Raw genomic sequence first — 16,594 nt, 5'->3', positions numbered from 1 at the left:
TCAACTCCCCACTTTGACTGGTATATTCAAGAACCGAAGCGCATTTTTACCAAGTATTGCTTCCGTTTGTTCCTTTGACAATCCAACCGTTTCATCAACGACCTTACCCGGCGGGACCTCTCTTAACAGGAATGGATAATCAGAGCCCATGATGATGCGTTCATGGCCGAAATTCTGTACTAAGTAGTTCAGGTTCACTGGTTCATTTACAAGGGAATCATAGTAAAACTGTTTTGCGTAATGGCTGGGTGGCTTATCCAGAAGACGCAGGTGCGGCCAGACTTTCCACCCTTGGTCAAGACGAGGCAGCAAATAGGGCAGCGAGCCGCCGCCATGAGCCAGGCAGATTTTCAGCTTGGGGAATTTATCCATGATTCCGCCAAGAATCAAACTCCCCCCAGCCAGAGCCGTTTCACTCGGCATCCCTACTGTATACATGAGGTTGTGACGAGGCATCCGCTCCTTGCCAAGTGTTTCCCATGGGTGGATAAACAATGGAACATCCCATTTTTCAGCCATCTCAAAAAACTCAATTAAACCAGGATCATCAAGGTTCATACCGTTTATATTTGTGCCAATCTCTATGCCGCTCATGCCTAATTCATGCTTGCAACGGTCCATTTCCCGGATTGCCACATCAACATTCTGCATCGGCACAGCACCCAGTCCAATGAACTTAGTCGGGTACTGGTTTACCAAGTCAGCGATAAAATCATTTTGAACACGAGCCAAAATTTCTGCTTCTTCAGCTGGTGCCCAGTATGAGAACGTTACAGGAATGGGAGAAAGAACTTGCATATCGACCCCTTCCCTCTCCATATCCTTCATTCTCTTCTCAGCGTTCCACACCTGGTCTGTCACTTCACGGAACACTTTCCCGGCAATCATGATGTTTGCACCGCATGCACAAGTACGCTCCAGCTTCGGCCATTTGTCGCCGCCGAAACGCTTCGTCAGCTCGCTGAAATCCTCAGGAATGATATGGGTATGGAAGTCTACTCGCATGTCCATTCACTCGCTTCCGGAGGCATCATGTATCCACAATTGTCGCACTTGCGAAGTTCCTCGTTTCCGTTAAAGCTTGCGATGGCTTCCTTTACCTGCTTTTCAATATTAGTCAATTGAATCGTGGCACGGTGCATTTCATGGTCGCACTCATCACAGAACCAAACAAAGTCCTCAAGTTCACCTTGTGCACGGTTGCGTTCGATCACAAGTCCGATCGTGTTCTCCACTCGGTGCGGAGAATGCGGAACGTTCGCTGGAAGAAGAAACATTTCACCTTCCTTTACCTCCACTACTTCACGCTTTCCTTCTGCATTGATCACCTCTACATAACAACTGCCCTGAATTTGATAGAAAACCTCTTCGGACGGATCAACGTGGAAATCGCGTCTTTTGTTCGGTCCTCCTAGAAGCATGACCATCAGCTCAGCATCCTTCCAGATCACCTTATTGTTGACCGGCGGCTTGAGCTGATCTCTATTTTCCTCAATAAATTGCATTAGATTAATCGGTACAAATTGACTTTTCATATTTCTTCGTCTCCCTTCGATTCTTGTAAAATCAGTTAAAGATTCTTCTTGGCATTACCAGCTTTTACTACCATTCATCTCATATCTCTGCTAGTACAATCAGTCTGCCATCTCGACCGGACTTCCTTTTAATGACCTTTGCATATGGACCACTTCATCTGCGAGAATGGAAATCCGATTCAACAAATCCTCATCTACGATTTGGTTTTCCAGGTTGAAATGATCGAAGGTTGCGTATACATGGCAAGGTGCAACGAAGGCCCGGAAATAACCAGCAATGGGCTTCAACTGGTTTTCGATTACGAGAAAATGCTGATACGTTCCACCATTTGCGACAAACCCCATCACCTTATTCCTAAAGGCAGCCGGGTGGATCAAATCAAATAGGTTCTTCAATACCCCTGGAATCGAGCCTTGGAAAATAGGTGTCCCAATCACATAAAAATCGGCAGAAGATACTTTTTCAATCACAGCCCTGGTATCGTCAGAATAGTTTTCAGCAGGACGGCCATCACAGAACTCAACGTTATAATCCATCATATCGAGCATTTCCACCTCGATATCAGGGTACTTCTTTGTCACTTCTTCAAGCACTTTACGGACCACAATCCCTGTCTTTGCTCCGATGATGGTGCCTGATATCCCCAGCAATTTCATTCGTACCGCCTCCTACTCTTGTAAAATATGATTCTTCGCATGAACTCCTGTCTCCCAACCTAGCAATGCTTTCGAGAGGTTGAGCTCCCCATCTGAAATCAGCTGGCGGATCCTGGATGAAGAGATCACGCTGCCTTGAGGGCAGAATACCGGTTTTGTTACGCGTACGTTAAAATAGTTTTCAAGAAGTTTTACATCTCCCAATCTATCTTTGCCAAAGCGGAAATCCCCGCCAACAATGATCTCCACCGGGTTAAGCTTCGCCAAACATACGATAAATTCGTATGCACTTCTCTCTGCATACACTTCATCAAATCGGGCAACCACTGCATGCCGGGTACCGAGTTTTCCGATTTTATCCAACTTTTCCTCCACGAGGGTCAGCATCCTTGCTCCTTGAAAAAACACACGGGGCGGCGGGTCGAATGTATACACGACACTCGGAACCCCGAGCTTCCTGCTTCTCTGTACGGACTGGCGGATGACGGCTTGATGCCCCCGATGGACACCGTCAAAAGCGCCAATGGCAACCACCGATCGTGGCAGTGCCAACGAAGAATAAACATGTGCTTCCATCCAGCCATCACCTCCTGAGAATGCTCATGAATTTGTAAGCGCTTCCTTATTATCCAAAAGACCGCCCTTCAACGCTTCATCAACCATTGTTAGTGGGGTCTGGCGTTTATAGTTGTTATAGAAAATCCCCCTCTTACGAATCGGATCACCTGTATAATAGCGCTCGTATTGAAGCAAACGCTGACCGAATGCCTCACCGCACAGATCCCATGCAAGCTTGAAAATGCTTACCCTCTCTAAAGAAGAGATGCCTTCACGTCCTACATAGTAATTGTCGATTGAATCTCTTAATGCTGTATGTTCAAAATCAGCTCCCGTCGGGGACATGAGCAAACCGCCTGCACCGATAATCTGGATGACTTCGATTGCCCGGGGATACATGGTAGGCAGCAAGCCACGGATGGTTTCAAGTGCGACGTAATCCGGCATTGCTTCTCCATGCTCGGTCATCGTATGCTCGTATTCAGCCACTTTTAACAGCGCTCTGATCGACTCAAGTGACTGGGCAAGCTCTCCAAGCTGTTCCTGAACATTCAAGTATCCATCGACGCCAATCGTATCCGCCACCTTCATGGCCACTTGCGTTGCGAATTCCAATTTCACAAGACCCCTGACCCCTGATTGATGTGCCGGCTGCTGACCAGCGCCTGTCATTGGATACAGCTTGTTGGCTGCTTCGACATTGTTATATAAGAAAATACGGTCCCAAGGAACGACCACATCATCAAACACCAGCAAGGCATCCATCTCTTCGAACCGTGAAGCGAGGGGATGATCAAAGAACGAACGTGTTCCATCCTGCATCGGCTCGCGGCAGATGATTCGCAGCCCCGGGGTATCAATCGGAATCGCAAAAGCCAGTGCATACTTTTCATCACCTGGGGCAAATCCAGGGAATGAGTAAATGATCACTTCATCTGTCACCGGTGCAAGGGTCGCAAGCATCTTTGCTCCCCTGACAACCAGGCCATCCGGAGTTTCCTTCACTGCACCAAGATGGGTATACGTATCCTTCTGTTCATGTGACGTTTTACTGCGGTCATTTTGCGGGTTGATAATGGCATGAGTCAGGAATATGTCGTTGTCACGGAGGTATTTATAATAGTTGCGGACATTATCTGCCCAGTTTTTGTTGTATTTTTCAAAGAACCAAGAATTGTAGTACATGGATGTGACCACGACGTTCAAGAAATCCGGAGTTCTTCCCATCAATCCAAAGGTTGCCTTGGCATATGCTTCGAAAACGTTGCGACGCTTCACTAAGTCATCGTAGCTTTTCGGCACAAGGAAGGAATTATTCACCCGCTCTCCCGTTTCCTCACATACATGAGTGATCTTATCCTGGAATTCAGGATCATGCTGCATGTCAAACAGCTTGGCGATTTCAAGTATCGGCTGCTTGAAAACCGGTTCCTCAAACACATTCTCAACCTTTTTACCTGAAAGCCAAACTTCAGGTTTGCGTGCTTTAACCGCTTCGATATATTGAGCTCCAGTCCTAATTCCCATATACACCCTCCTGAAAATATTATTTGAAAATTCATACTGATTTTAATACTAATTTTTCATCCTAACTGTAGCCTATTTAACGTTTTCCCTGAAATAGTTTTGGAAAAATCAAAATTATCCAAATACTTATAGAAATTCAGCGTTGTTTCCCCTATGCTTATCTTAGAAATCATCTTCACTTTTTGGGGAGGTAATGGTATGGCCACAGTTTACGAAGAAACTTTTCATTGGGAGGGTTATTTAAAATACGGGACACGCCAATTTATCAGAAAAAAAGAATGCATTTACCAGCAGGGCAATCTCGGAGAAGGATTTTATTATTTACATGAAGGCCTGGTCCGGATTGTTACCAAAACAGCCGCTGGCAAAGAAAATATGCTTAACATCGTCATACCCAACCAGCTATTAGGAGTCCAGTCACTTGACCAGAACACTCATTTCACAACCGCGATTGCCGTAAAGAATTCAGTCGTCTATCATTTCTCAGCAGACGAATTTCGAAAACTTATGATTGCCCACCCGGTACTCTTCAAACTCTTTTCCAAAAGCGTCATCCATAAAATGAAAATCCTCTTAGATCGCATAAATATGAATGCGCTTACATCAGAGCAAAAGCTTGCTGCTTTGCTCCACAATATCTGTGATGAATTTAAAAATTATGAGATTCCAATCTCACAGCAAGATCTCGCCTGCTGTACAGGCCTGACTAGAATCACCGTCTATAAAGTTCTAAAACAATGGCAGGAAGCAGGGATCATTGAGGTAGACAAGCGAAAATACTACATAAAAAAACCAGATTTCCTTAGAAACCTGGTTGGTTAATCTTTATAGAATTTATTGGCAATCATCCTGATTTCAGGAAAATCTTTTACGACGATTTTTCGTTTTTGAAGCTCGATGTACCCCTTCTGTTTCCATTTCTGAATGATTTTGTTCACGGTAATTCGGGACGTGCCAATGTATTTTGAAAATGCCGTCTGGTTCATCGAAGCATTTCCGTTTTCCTGAATAAGCTTTAGTAAATAGAAAGCCATCTGCTGCTCAATGGGACTATCCAGGTGAGCGATGATTTCAGCCAGGGTCCTGAATTTGTAAATCAATGAACCTGTATAGATGGCAGCTGCCTCTGGATGATCCTTGCAAATTGCATCAATCGCATCGTTGGAAAAATAGTAAATCGTTGATGGGCAGTTCGTTATCCCGCTTGTCAAATATGGCTCCCCATGAATCCCGTGCTCCCCAAACAACATCCCCGGGGGAACCATATTGATAATACGCTCATCCCCTTTGTCGGACAAGAGCGTAATCTTTATTTCACCCTTCTTCAAATAATAGATTCCCTGACCCGCCTGCCCTTGATGATAGACCACTTTATTCTTCCTAAACTCGAATACCTGCCCGTATGACAAATACGGCTCCCATTGGTGACGGAGGTAGTCCACACAATCACCTTCCTCTATACATGCAGTTTTAAAATTTTTATTATTTAGATAATTATAACATTTATTGAAATATACTGGACGACTATTTGTCGACTTTGCAAAGTCTGAAACTATGGGAGAACCACAGGGACAGGTAACTTAGCTTCATCGGCCTCAAAAAAACACAGCATCCGGGACCGAATGCCGTGTTTTACTTTCACTTCAGAAGCTTCTCACTCCGCTCACCCGTGTACTCAGGATAAACTACTGCCATCAACCTTCTGTGAATCTCTTTCCAAGAACCTTCCAAATCCACCGTCATCACTTCCATCCAGACATTCTGACTCCACTGATACTTCTCATCAATAACTCTTCCATTCGTCGGATAAATCAATATCCCCCTTAGTTGGAGCCCTTTCTTCTGGTGCATCAAATAGGTAAACAGCTGATACATGTTATCGCTGTGAAAAGTAGACTTCCCGAAATTCTCTTGAAACGCATTCTTATAAAATTTAGCGTCGATGATGATTTTCTCCACACCATTTTGATGGGTAAGAGAAACATCCGTTTTCATCTGAGGCAGGAAGGACGTGTTTCCTTCAAGCCTCCACCTTAATACTTCCGACGACACTCGATAAGCCTTCTGTTCAATTCGGTAAAAATGAAACAGAAACTTTTCAAAGATGCCATTCAAGGCTTTTTCATCTAGTTCCGCGGAAAATAAGCTCCACTTCCCTTGTTTGTGAGACAACAAGCTAAGCTCGAATAACATCTTAGCGAGGTGAATCATCCGCTTGTAATGCACATTATGTCTTCCAAAATAAATCTGGGAAAAAACCTTTTTCGTCAGTTGGATCTCCCCGACCTCATGAAGATAATCCAATTGCATGAAACTCTTCTTCCGCGTCTCTTTTTTCACATATCGATTCAAACAGATTGACTGCAACGTAGACTTCATCACTTGGTTGAGCAGAATATCGGGTGAATACTCATCCTTTTCACAAACAAGTACCGGCTTTCTCCCGACGAGATAAGGAATGGATTCATTGATAAGTATCCGGCCAGCCAGCCGGTTGGTCCCTTCCTGCTTCTCCACATAATCCTTTACGAACCCCCGCCGGTGAAGCCATTCCACTTCCTTAATGAATTGATTGACGATGAAGTCATACGTAATCAGATCTTCATCGACATCGTTCAGACTCTCAATCAGCTCCGGCATGTCATTGACATAGCTTAGAAGGCAGAACAGATTGCGGATTGGTACTTTGAACATCTGGTCCATCTTACAAACCTTCTACTAGTGAGGTGACAGTCTCCGGCCGGTCAAAAAAGTATTCTTCCAATAGGGGTTGGATTTCAAACATGAGGACCCCTTGATACCAAGCTTCTTCATCCATCTCCTCAGGCTTTCCTGCAAAGAAGGAATGACCAATTGCATACCCTGCACCAAGTTGAAAATCTTTCACAATCTCATCATTGATTTTTGTGACGGTATTCGTGATTCGCTGCATCATGGCTCCCGATACTCCTGTCTTCTGAACTGCTTTATACCACTTTTCATTAAAAGCAGGTTCAAGCGCAATAAAGGCAAACCGACGGCGAAGGGCAACTTCCAGCTGTGCGAGGGAACGGTCGGCCGTATTCATCGTACCGATCAAATACACATTGGAGGGCACTGTAAACTTTTTCTTCGAATAGCCCATCGTGACATACTCATCCCGCTTGTCACGCTCAATGAGCATAAATAGCTCTCCGAACACTTTGGACAGATTCCCACGGTTGATTTCATCGATAATGAAATAATAATCCTCACCCGGATTCTCCAATGCCCGCTGGCAGAAATCATAGAAAACCCCATACTGAAGGGAAAAGCCATGCTTATCCGGTCTAAACCCCATCACAAAATCTTCATAAGCATAATTCTGGTGGAACTGAACCATTTCAATCCGGGAAGAATCCTTCACTCCCATAAGTGAGTAGGCTAAACGCTTGGACACAAAGGTCTTCCCTACTCCCGGAGGACCCTGCAGGATGATGTTTTTCTTGTACCGTAGAAGACTGGTGATTTTGTTGTATTGGTCTTCATCGATGAATACTTCTTCAAGGAAGTCTTCTTTTGAGTAGGGTTGAAAGATTTCTTCAGTTTCTACAGGTATTGATGAAAGAGCCTCTTTTAAATTTGGTTTTAAAATCCATTTAAAGTGGCCATTCTCTTCATATTTGCCATTAAACAGGACGCACCAGTAACAATTTGACCCATCTTCATTCTTAACGGTACTGATTCCTGTAGATTCCATAACTCGTTTTGCTAATTGAACGACCGGGGTATTGAAAGAGGAATAATGTCTTCCAAGAGCTGCTGCCAACTGAGTAGGCGTAGCACCTCCACCTAACTCATTCATTTTTTGCAGATATACTAAATCACTTTTCATAAATACCGCTTCATTTTGTAGAAGTTCCAGCCACATTTCAATACTAAGGTTATCTTCGTAATAGTACTGAATATCCACGTTTTCCTCTTTCACTTGAAAACCTTCCCTGTTCACTTCTTTAAATAAAGTCAATATATTCACCATTTTCTCGTGAAGCTTGTCGTAGGTAAAAGAATCGATATTCCTCTCCCTATCAAAATCTCCATCTCCACTCCTCTGGTGTTCAGACCCAAAGAGTAAGCCATATCGAATGCCATTTTCATCCACTGAAACAAACAACTGCGGAGCCGTCTTATGACTGATATGCCCTTTCTCATATACCGCCAGCCAGCACTCCGAGCATCCAAAATTTTGATTCCAGTTAAATCCGTTCAATATCTTAACTTCATCCAAATCGAACTCCTGGAATTCCTTCATCTTTCTTAACGCCTCATGAATCTTCCTCTGTTCCTCCTGTACCTTTACTTTCTTATCGGCATAGTATAGCTGAAATAAGATCGTGAAATTATTCCATGAATTCAGGATATTCGTTTCGTATTTTACCTTCACTTTATTCTTGATCTCTTCAAGCTCTTCGATCGTCACAGAACCAAACTCGATTATCCCATCGATAACCTTGGACTTGATCAAGTTGACCTTCTGAGAGTTTTTGTACTGGCCTTTCAGATTTTGGAGACTCTCCGAATCAAACGTGGAGAGAGTGTCCAGCAACTTCTGAGGCTCCAACTTGTAGCTATGCAGTTCAGTCGCAATACCATATAAATAATCTACTGCACTTTCCACCTTGATTTGATCATATTGAGTACTGCAAAAGAAGAAATCTTGGATATCAAGCATCGTCAGATCCACGTAGCTCTCCTTTAAATAAGCCAGGGCAACCTCACACAATTGTAAGTAGGTCTGATAATTTGAGCCAACACTCGAAAGTTTCAAATCAATACCGTAAGACCGCTTTAAATCCATGAAGACTTCCTGCTTATACAATGAATATTTAGTGTAGTCGATTGCCGCCAGGATATATCCGAATAAAGGAGCCCCCAACGATATACTAGGATTGAATTCCTTCCCCTTCTCCCTGAAAACTTCAATCCTTTCCTCCAACGGAACAGTAGAATAAATCAATTCATTTAATAGATCAGCGACTTCATGCGGCCTCTCCTCTGCATACTTCGCCAAATCAGCCGTATTGCTCCAGTGAACAAAGCTGCCAGCAGTCGGATTTTCCTTCTGCAGCTTTCTTGTAATATCCACTACCGTGTATTCAGTGATATCCTGTTCTCCCATAAAAGTGTTTAAACTGGATAGGATCTCTTTTTTATATGACTCATCATAAAGGGAATTGGATTTAAATTGCAGATAACGTTTGAAGGAAATATCTATGTAAGAATCTTTTAGAAGTTTACGTTGAAGTTCTTGATTGATCATGGTAGGCACCCCTTTGATTTTTGTTAGTTTAGTAGGTTACAAACCTGATTTTACCAGTAGATAGTTTAGAATAAAACCTGTCTTGATTTAATATAAAATAGAACCCTAACAAAAAATGTTAAAGGGTTCTTAACATATATGATTTTATTCATCTATAACCGCAGCGCACGAACAGAGCTCAAATAAATCTACTTAATTAGTTATAGTCACCATTGGTTCAGGTAGAGAAGATTGAGTAGGAATATTTACATTCTCTAATTGATAACGACCGATCATTTTTGCTTCTTTAGAGAAAAATGATTCTAGATATTTAACATGGGATTTCGTAAGACTACTTGTTTTAAAACAGCTACAACAGCAAAATCCAAAAATCTTAATTTACATCTCTGTTATGCTGCTTCAAACGTTCAGAAACAATTTTCAACTTCTCCTATGTAGACGCTAGGTTTCACATCAGTATCTGATTTGCCAAATAAAAAATAAACCCCTACACTTTTCCCATCTTCTCTTTGACTCATCTCTGCAAGTTTATTTCGTGGGATTAAGATAAGTTGCACAATTCTTGTAGTGACTTCAGCAATTTATACTGGTGGGGGATCCATCAGGCATATAAATTTGTATGGTTTTACCTAAATTCAACTTGTTATCTCCTTTCTACTTTGACTTTCATTTTAAGCTTTCTCACATCTTCTTCTAGATTTAACGAATGCATCTTCCTATGGCAATTAGCACAAAGTGCAACTGTGTTATCTATTGAATCTGTACCACCATTAGCCAACCATTCAATATGGTGTGTTTCTAAAAATGGGGCTCCATTGGGTTTAATGAATGGGGCTGGCTGCTCGCATAGTTGACAATTACCTTTTGCTCTTCTCTTTGCCAATTCCGACACATATGCGTTTCTTTCGTATGTTTTGGTCATTGTATTTCTTGTGCCTGGTTGCTGCGGAGCGTACTTTGCTTTATCTTCTAGTACTTTATTCGAAATTCTTTTTACCAATCTTTCTTTAGCTTCGTCGATTGATTCCATTTCCTCCGCATGGACAATAGGTATCGGATTACCCTCTTTTAATTTCAAAGGAAAGATCCATACTAATCGCTCATTACCATCTCTATCAGGTTGTGTTTCCTGGAATGGTTCATTCGCTAGAAAAACTTCTCCTCTATAAATATAATTATTTGGTTGGAAAACCTCGAATAGGTACACTGTTACATCTGTTGAATTCGAATGATTCAGCGTTTTATTTTGGGCCGAATTTAACCCCTGGTCTCCTACCTGGCCCATCCCCGTATAAAACAACGTATCATCGATCCACCTGTCGTTATATAGACTTGTGTGATCTGAAATTAGTACTAATAGGTTATTTCTATTAGACTTTCTCATACCTCCAGAAGTAGATACTCCGAAAGTATCAATTAACTCTCTATGTGACAAAACTTCACTAGGCGATAATCCGTGGTTAAAGCTCATACTAGACACTCCCTAAGTCTTTATATAATTCTATTAAATAATAGCATCATTTTATCAAACAAGGAAAAAGTTGTATAATGCAGTTGAATTATTGAAATGTAAAATATGAGTTATAACTATGGAGGTTAAGATGAAAAAAACAATAAAAGTCGTCGCAGCAATTATTGATAATAAAGAGGATGAGATTCTTTGTGCGCTTAGATCTCCTGAAATGTCTATCCCAAACTTATGGGAGTTTCCTGGTGGAAAGGTTGAAAATAGTGAAGATATCTATTCAGCCTTAGAGAGAGAAATCTTAGAAGAGCTTGATTGTAAAATTGAAACTGGAGATATATTTAATCAAAATACTCATGAATACGCTTCATTCTTCATTCATCTAATTTCCATTAGAGCTAAAATTGTTGAAGGAACTCCCAACCCTTCTGAACACTCAAAGTTAATATGGTTAAAGAGAGCAAACCTCAATTCATTAAAATGGGCTCCTGCTGACATACCTGCAGTAGAACAATTAATAAAAGAAAAATAGCCTTCCTTAAAAGGAAGACTACCTGATTAATTGATTTCATCGGCACCCATCTGAATAAAAAACTTATAAGTATCATCAAAAGACGGATCAGAAGGGATGTACAGCACCATCCCTCTTCTCGCTCTTGATAATAGGATTCTATAAATATTTTGCATAATGACCTCAAAATCTTTAAATTTGTGGCTATGCTTACGATAGACTTTCGGTTCGATTATCCATTGACCTCTTTGCACAGAATAATCTCCACCAAAACATACAAGGGGAAAATCTAATTCTAGTCCTTGGCATACAAATTCTGTTGCACCAATTTTCCACTCTCTACTTTCTCTTAAAAACCATTTTCCTGCCTCTGTATCTTTCATATAGCTTGAGAATGAAGGATTTTCTGTAAACATACTTACCTGTGCTTGTTCTGCTTTTGAAGAGACCAATAATCCATACATTATTTCCTGGTATTCACTCTTTTTACTCTCAATGAATCGTTTACTTGCCTCATATGTCCGGGAAACTCTAAGGATATATCCTTTTTCTTGCACCTTTCCCAATTCACTTTTAGCTTTTGTTAAATTCAAATCTAAAATAGCTTCTATCCAGTTACTCGTATCAATAAAGTTACTTCTTATACTCGTGTCCAAAAATAATTCATTAACCGTTCGGTGATGTACGTTTTGGAAACTGTTTTTATAATTTTGAGGTATATAAACACGCCAGCCAGAATAGTTATTTAGTGCGTTCTCCCACAAGCTCATTCCTTGTTCTTCACCAATATGAATGGTTTGCCCATCTCCAATGAAGCATACGATGGTTACTGACCCATGCTTTTGATATATCTTTTCTCCAACATGAAGGAGACCCTCAGGTTCACTTAGTTGCCCACCCATCTTATTCTGGTCCCATGCTCTCTGTGCTTCATCAAAAAACACACAATGAAATGGAGGGTATTTTTGGTTGTTCAGATATTCCTGTTTAAAAGCATATACCCCTTTAATAAATGATTTTCCAACACTCCCATTAAACTGAGTGCTTTGAAGTTGTTCTTGTAGAACATTTACTAAAGGTCCATTACCTGATAAGTAAATAGCTCCTAAAGGATTTTTAAAATCCCTATATTGATAGGAATTGAAATCATATAAAGTTTTTAAAGCTACCAACGTCTTACCCGCCCCGGGCACTCCGGAAATAAAAATAATGTTCTTTTTTCCTTCAATGTCATTTTGGTAAATGTTCTTCTTTATATAAGTAACAGTCTTACTAATAGCTCCATCTTCTATATTTTTAATATGAGGAAGTTCTCCATACTGAAAAAGATCTAATGTTGCATTAATTACGGTTGGTAAAGGAACATAAGGGGAAGCTAACCACTCCAAGACATCTTCTTCATTTAGAAAAGAATGGCCGAGTTGTAATAAATGAAGAAAGTTATCCTGTGATAGAACTCTAATTCCTCTCACACCATTCTGTATGTTGCTTAAACCTGTTACAACTAGATATCCATCTATATTAATATTTTTTTCATATGTAATATGGTGAAATTTTGTTAAATCTTCTCTATAACCTATAGTCTGCTCAATATCTTCTAGTAATACTTCATTCTTTCCCTTAAACTCTAAAATAATTATTCGGCCTTCTAACATTAATAGAACGTCTGGCCTGCGCCCTTTTTCTAAAGGCAACATATACTCGAAGATAATATATAAATCTTTTAAGTCCTCTATACAAGGTGATAAAGCATTATATAAAAATTGATATGTATCTACCCATGAATCTCTATGTCCTTTATTAACTGGGAAGCCGTGATCTACTAAAAATGATTCCAAAATATAGACTAATCTCTCTTCTCCCATAATAAAGAGTTCACCTATTGTGCCTTTCCAACCGTAGTTATCTAACAACAAATTCCCTCCTTTAAACTTTTAGTTTTATCTACATATATTGTAAGGTAGCTGGAAACCCATTTCCAGAAGTTATTTTATTTATTTCAAGATACTTTAGAAATATTGGTTACAAAAAAAGGTATGTCCATAATACGCTATATTTATAGCATATTATGGACATACCCATTGTTCCGTGAAAAACGAAAAGATATAATAACTGATGAGTAAATGTATAGAGAAACTTTAATGAATGTTACTCAGGCTATCCTCTTTCCTCTGAAAATAAGCATGCAACCTATACTCACAAATCTCCCTAGTAAACTCAAAAACAATCTGCTCAAATCTCTCAGGCACCTCTAACTGAACCTCAAAACGTCCACCTTCAAACCTAAGTAACCCATCAGAACTCTCACTCCACTTAGTCATAGGCATCTTAGCAATCAATCCAGCAACCTTCTTCTCATCATACTCCCACATCTGCTTATGAGACTTCCCGGAGAAATCAATCCGCTTCCGATATTCCTCACTAGTTAAATACGAATGGAAATATGGAGCAACCTCAATTGGCGTTACAGGCATATACCACTCAGACGGTCCTCTTTCAAGCATTGCTTTTAATAGCACCATTTTATAGCTTCTGCTCATACTCGTCTTTTCTACATCCTTCAGCCAAGGTTCATACTGTAAATATACGTCCTGTTCTAACTCAGTCAACTCTCCCACTTCATAAAGAAAACGATGATATGATTTCCACTCATCATAATAAGCTTTCGCACCTATTCTTCCATTCAAGTGTAGCTCCAAGTAACTAGGTCGTCTCCCCATCTCATACTTAAGCTCGTAGTATGCATCCTTAAGAGCATCCCTTCTCGGCTGCTTTTTCCGTGCCATCTCGGCAAGAAGATCTACTACTTTCGTTTCTAAATTCAATGTACAACTGGCTGGAGTAGTTGGAATGACATTTGTTTTCCCCTTCTTCGCCTTCTCTCCTTGATCAAACAAAGACATCTTAATATCAGCATTTCGGTAGTTTCCGATCAGATCGATGATGACACACTGATCTTTGCTTTCGTGTAAACGAAGACCACGACCAACTTGTTGGGTAAATACAGTCAAAGACTCAGTCGGCCTTACGAATAGTAGGGTATCAACAGAAGGAATATCTACTCCTTCATTAAACAAGTCAACCGTAAAGATCGCATCAAGGGTTCCGTTTTCCAGCATTTTAATAACTTCAGACCGACTCATACCATTCGGCTTTGAAGTAAGAGCAATCGTGCGGTATCTTCTTTCATTAAAATACCCTGATAAAAATTCTGCTTGGCGAATGGATGAACAGAACACCAGGGATCTCTCTTGTTTGTGAGATTCCCACGCCTCGATAATCTTCTCAGCATAGCTTGTTCTTAATTGCACTGAAAGAAGTTCTTCTTCATCGTATCTCGAGCCTAGCCAGGTTAGCTGAGAATAATCCGATTCATCATAGACCCCATAATAATTGAATGGAGACAGCCAGCCATGACCAATCGCCTGGAGAAAATCGATCCGATAGGCCAGATTCCCTTCACAGATGGCATAGATATCACGGTTATCATTGCGATCAGGCGTGGCTGTGATACCTAGTAGAAATTCCGGTTTAAAATAGTTCAGCACCCTCTGATACGTGTTGGCTGCTGCGTGATGAAACTCGTCAATGATGACGAGATCAAAATCTTCAGGACTAAAACGCTTAATATGTTTTTGCATACTCAGTGTGAAAATTGAGGCAAAAACAGCATCCGCGTCCCCATCTTTTGTCGTCCCATTATATATCCCTGTGGTTAGATCAGGGAGCACATTCTTAAACGATCGCTCTGCCTGCTTTAAAATCTCTTCTCGATGCGCAACAAATAGAATTTTCTTAAAACGTTTTGCAAAGAACGCAGCTAGATACGTTTTCCCTAATCCAGTAGCCATAACGACCAACGCTTTATGGTACCCTTCGTCATACGTCTTCTCCAGTTCCTCTAGAGCTTCAATCTGAGCAAAGCGCGGGACAATCTCCCCGTAAGGTGCAGGAGTCTCTAAAACGACATTCTCTGAATGCTCCTTCTTTTCAGCAGGAAGCATCATGTTAACCTCTTCCTGCTCCGTCCATACTTTTGCTAGATTCCCATGATTTCGATGGAATTCTCTATAAGACACCTCATACTCTAGAAGGCTCTCAGCATTTAATGCGATGGTTTGCTCATGATAAAACAACCTCATGAACTCCTCTGATCCTTCCTCGAATATTTTTTTTTCATCATTGATTAAAACATTCCACTCAATACCCTTCCCCAAAGCTGAAGCAGATAAATTGGAAGATCCAATGAAGAAATGATCATGTACTGCCGTCTCAACCAGATACGCCTTTGGATGAAAGCTAACTCCCTTACTTTTCCACAGACGAATCTCTATAGAAGGATGGATAGACAGTAAACCCTTTAATGCTTCCGGCTGGGTGATGTAAAGGTAATCCCCAGTTAGGATCTTAATGTCTGCCCCCTGCTCGGCAGCAAAGTGCAGAGCAGGTTTCAATAACTCAACTCCAGATCTCATTGAAAAAGACGTAATGATGTAAACTGTCTTCCCTTTACGGATTCTGTCTTTTAATTCCTCGCCTAAGCGAGAAGTAATCAATTCAATTGAACTCATCTAATCAATCCTCTACCTCAATTAAAAAGATCTTTTCTTCAAACCCACCACGCTTCTCCGCTTTCTCTTTACGTACCGATTCAACTTCTTCTATAGATGATCCATGATGCTTAGATAGAGCTTGAATAATCTCTAACAGATCCGCAAGCTCCTCTACTGCTTCTTCACTCGATTCAGCTGCACAATACTCATCCAGTTCCTCATAGCTTTTTTCTTTCAAGTATTTTATGTAGTCCTGATCATTTAGGATTTCTGTTGAAAACTTCTTTCCTGTGTTCTCAATGATTTGTGGAATTTTATCTCTGACTAGTTTGTTGTACGTTGGCATACTGCTACCTCCTATTTTATGTATAAGAATAGTTTAACACGACATTTAGTTCACAATTGAAAATACTTTAGATGCACTACTAAAAAAATACTATTCCGCCATACTTTATTTCAAAATGTGGTGTTTAGTCTGTGTAAACTCTCGATTGCCCCTTGAATAATAGA

Annotated in this window: 14 protein-coding genes; 2 read left to right on the top strand and 12 right to left on the bottom strand. The window is 40.8% G+C overall.

Annotated elements, in window-relative coordinates; genetic code table 11:
- From ACIGG7_RS02735 to ACIGG7_RS02715, 5 genes are all read right to left on the bottom strand, one after another.
- Entirely contained in the window at positions 1–1,011 is a 1,011-nt protein-coding gene (locus tag ACIGG7_RS02735; protein WP_397548704.1) for an amidohydrolase family protein, read from the bottom strand.
- Positions 996–1,535 carry a 3-hydroxyanthranilate 3,4-dioxygenase gene (locus ACIGG7_RS02730; protein WP_397548703.1) on the bottom strand — a complete coding sequence of 180 codons (540 nt, stop codon included), beginning with the start codon at positions 1,533–1,535 and terminating at the stop codon, positions 996–998. The genes ACIGG7_RS02735 and ACIGG7_RS02730 overlap by 16 nt, the downstream gene beginning before the upstream one ends.
- A 99-nt stretch (positions 1,536–1,634) precedes the next feature.
- Complete coding sequence (locus tag ACIGG7_RS02725; protein ID WP_397548702.1) at positions 1,635–2,192, bottom strand: NADPH-dependent FMN reductase; 558 nt, start codon at positions 2,190–2,192, stop codon at positions 1,635–1,637.
- Between the two features lie 12 nt (positions 2,193–2,204).
- Entirely contained in the window at positions 2,205–2,768 is a 564-nt protein-coding gene (locus tag ACIGG7_RS02720) for an FAD synthetase (RefSeq protein ID WP_397548701.1), read from the bottom strand.
- Positions 2,769–2,792: 24 nt separating this feature from the next.
- Complete coding sequence (locus tag ACIGG7_RS02715; RefSeq protein WP_397548700.1) at positions 2,793–4,277, bottom strand: 4-hydroxyphenylacetate 3-hydroxylase family protein; 1,485 nt, start codon at positions 4,275–4,277, stop codon at positions 2,793–2,795.
- Between the two features lie 198 nt (positions 4,278–4,475).
- Here ACIGG7_RS02715 and ACIGG7_RS02710 point away from each other — a divergent pair, with 198 nt between their 5' ends.
- Entirely contained in the window at positions 4,476–5,099 is a 624-nt protein-coding gene (locus ACIGG7_RS02710) for a Crp/Fnr family transcriptional regulator (protein ID WP_397548699.1), read from the top strand.
- On the opposite strand, the gene ACIGG7_RS02705 is transcribed toward ACIGG7_RS02710, so the two are convergent.
- From ACIGG7_RS02705 to ACIGG7_RS02690, 4 genes are all read right to left on the bottom strand, one after another.
- The gene (locus tag ACIGG7_RS02705) at positions 5,096–5,719 is read right to left on the bottom strand and encodes a Crp/Fnr family transcriptional regulator (protein ID WP_397548698.1); all 624 of its coding nucleotides are present in this window, start codon (positions 5,717–5,719) and stop codon (positions 5,096–5,098) included. The genes ACIGG7_RS02710 and ACIGG7_RS02705 overlap by 4 nt on opposite strands.
- A 196-nt stretch (positions 5,720–5,915) precedes the next feature.
- On the bottom strand, positions 5,916–6,980 hold the full coding sequence (locus tag ACIGG7_RS02700; RefSeq protein ID WP_397548697.1) for an McrC family protein: 1,065 nt from the start codon (positions 6,978–6,980) through the stop codon (positions 5,916–5,918).
- 1 nt (position 6,981) lies between these two features.
- Positions 6,982–9,555 carry an AAA family ATPase gene (locus ACIGG7_RS02695; protein WP_397548696.1) on the bottom strand — a complete coding sequence of 858 codons (2,574 nt, stop codon included), beginning with the start codon at positions 9,553–9,555 and terminating at the stop codon, positions 6,982–6,984.
- Positions 9,556–10,198: 643 nt separating this feature from the next.
- Positions 10,199–11,026, bottom strand: a complete 828-nt coding sequence (locus tag ACIGG7_RS02690; RefSeq protein ID WP_397548695.1) for an HNH endonuclease — start codon at positions 11,024–11,026, stop codon at positions 10,199–10,201.
- A 130-nt stretch (positions 11,027–11,156) separates the two neighbouring features.
- Here ACIGG7_RS02690 and ACIGG7_RS02685 point away from each other — a divergent pair, with 130 nt between their 5' ends.
- Entirely contained in the window at positions 11,157–11,552 is a 396-nt protein-coding gene (locus tag ACIGG7_RS02685; RefSeq protein WP_397548694.1) for a (deoxy)nucleoside triphosphate pyrophosphohydrolase, read from the top strand.
- 26 nt (positions 11,553–11,578) lie between these two features.
- On the opposite strand, the gene ACIGG7_RS02680 is transcribed toward ACIGG7_RS02685, so the two are convergent.
- From ACIGG7_RS02680 to ACIGG7_RS02670, 3 genes are all read right to left on the bottom strand, one after another.
- The gene (locus tag ACIGG7_RS02680) at positions 11,579–13,444 is read right to left on the bottom strand and encodes a DNA/RNA helicase domain-containing protein (protein ID WP_397548693.1); all 1,866 of its coding nucleotides are present in this window, start codon (positions 13,442–13,444) and stop codon (positions 11,579–11,581) included.
- A 225-nt stretch (positions 13,445–13,669) separates the two neighbouring features.
- Positions 13,670–16,102, bottom strand: a complete 2,433-nt coding sequence (locus ACIGG7_RS02675; protein WP_397548692.1) for a DEAD/DEAH box helicase family protein — start codon at positions 16,100–16,102, stop codon at positions 13,670–13,672.
- Between the two features lie 4 nt (positions 16,103–16,106).
- Entirely contained in the window at positions 16,107–16,430 is a 324-nt protein-coding gene (locus tag ACIGG7_RS02670) for a phosphoribosyl-ATP pyrophosphohydrolase (protein WP_397548691.1), read from the bottom strand.
- Positions 16,431–16,594 lie beyond the last annotated feature (164 nt).

This window comes from Rossellomorea sp. NPDC077527, assembly GCF_044542955.1.
Classification (GTDB): Bacteria; Bacillota; Bacilli; order Bacillales; family Bacillaceae_B; genus Rossellomorea; species Rossellomorea aquimaris_E.
The sequence above is the reverse complement of the archived record's forward strand: the minus strand, read 5'-3'. Positions and strand labels throughout refer to the sequence as shown.

Bases quoted from the DNA above. Each gene is read 5' to 3' on its own strand.
- ACIGG7_RS02735 (WP_397548704.1), bottom strand. From the start codon at position 1,011: ATGGACATGCGAGTAGACTTCCATACCCATATCATTCCTGAGGATTTC.
- ACIGG7_RS02730 (WP_397548703.1), bottom strand. From the start codon at position 1,535: ATGAAAAGTCAATTTGTACCGATTAATCTAATGCAATTTATTGAGGAA.
- ACIGG7_RS02725 (WP_397548702.1), bottom strand. From the start codon at position 2,192: ATGAAATTGCTGGGGATATCAGGCACCATCATCGGAGCAAAGACAGGG.
- ACIGG7_RS02720 (WP_397548701.1), bottom strand. From the start codon at position 2,768: ATGGAAGCACATGTTTATTCTTCGTTGGCACTGCCACGATCGGTGGTT.
- ACIGG7_RS02715 (WP_397548700.1), bottom strand. From the start codon at position 4,277: ATGGGAATTAGGACTGGAGCTCAATATATCGAAGCGGTTAAAGCACGC.
- ACIGG7_RS02710 (WP_397548699.1), top strand. From the start codon at position 4,476: ATGGCCACAGTTTACGAAGAAACTTTTCATTGGGAGGGTTATTTAAAA.
- ACIGG7_RS02700 (WP_397548697.1), bottom strand. From the start codon at position 6,980: ATGGACCAGATGTTCAAAGTACCAATCCGCAATCTGTTCTGCCTTCTA.
- ACIGG7_RS02695 (WP_397548696.1), bottom strand. From the start codon at position 9,555: ATGATCAATCAAGAACTTCAACGTAAACTTCTAAAAGATTCTTACATA.
- ACIGG7_RS02690 (WP_397548695.1), bottom strand. From the start codon at position 11,026: ATGAGCTTTAACCACGGATTATCGCCTAGTGAAGTTTTGTCACATAGA.
- ACIGG7_RS02685 (WP_397548694.1), top strand. From the start codon at position 11,157: ATGAAAAAAACAATAAAAGTCGTCGCAGCAATTATTGATAATAAAGAG.
- ACIGG7_RS02675 (WP_397548692.1), bottom strand. From the start codon at position 16,102: ATGAGTTCAATTGAATTGATTACTTCTCGCTTAGGCGAGGAATTAAAA.
- ACIGG7_RS02670 (WP_397548691.1), bottom strand. From the start codon at position 16,430: ATGCCAACGTACAACAAACTAGTCAGAGATAAAATTCCACAAATCATT.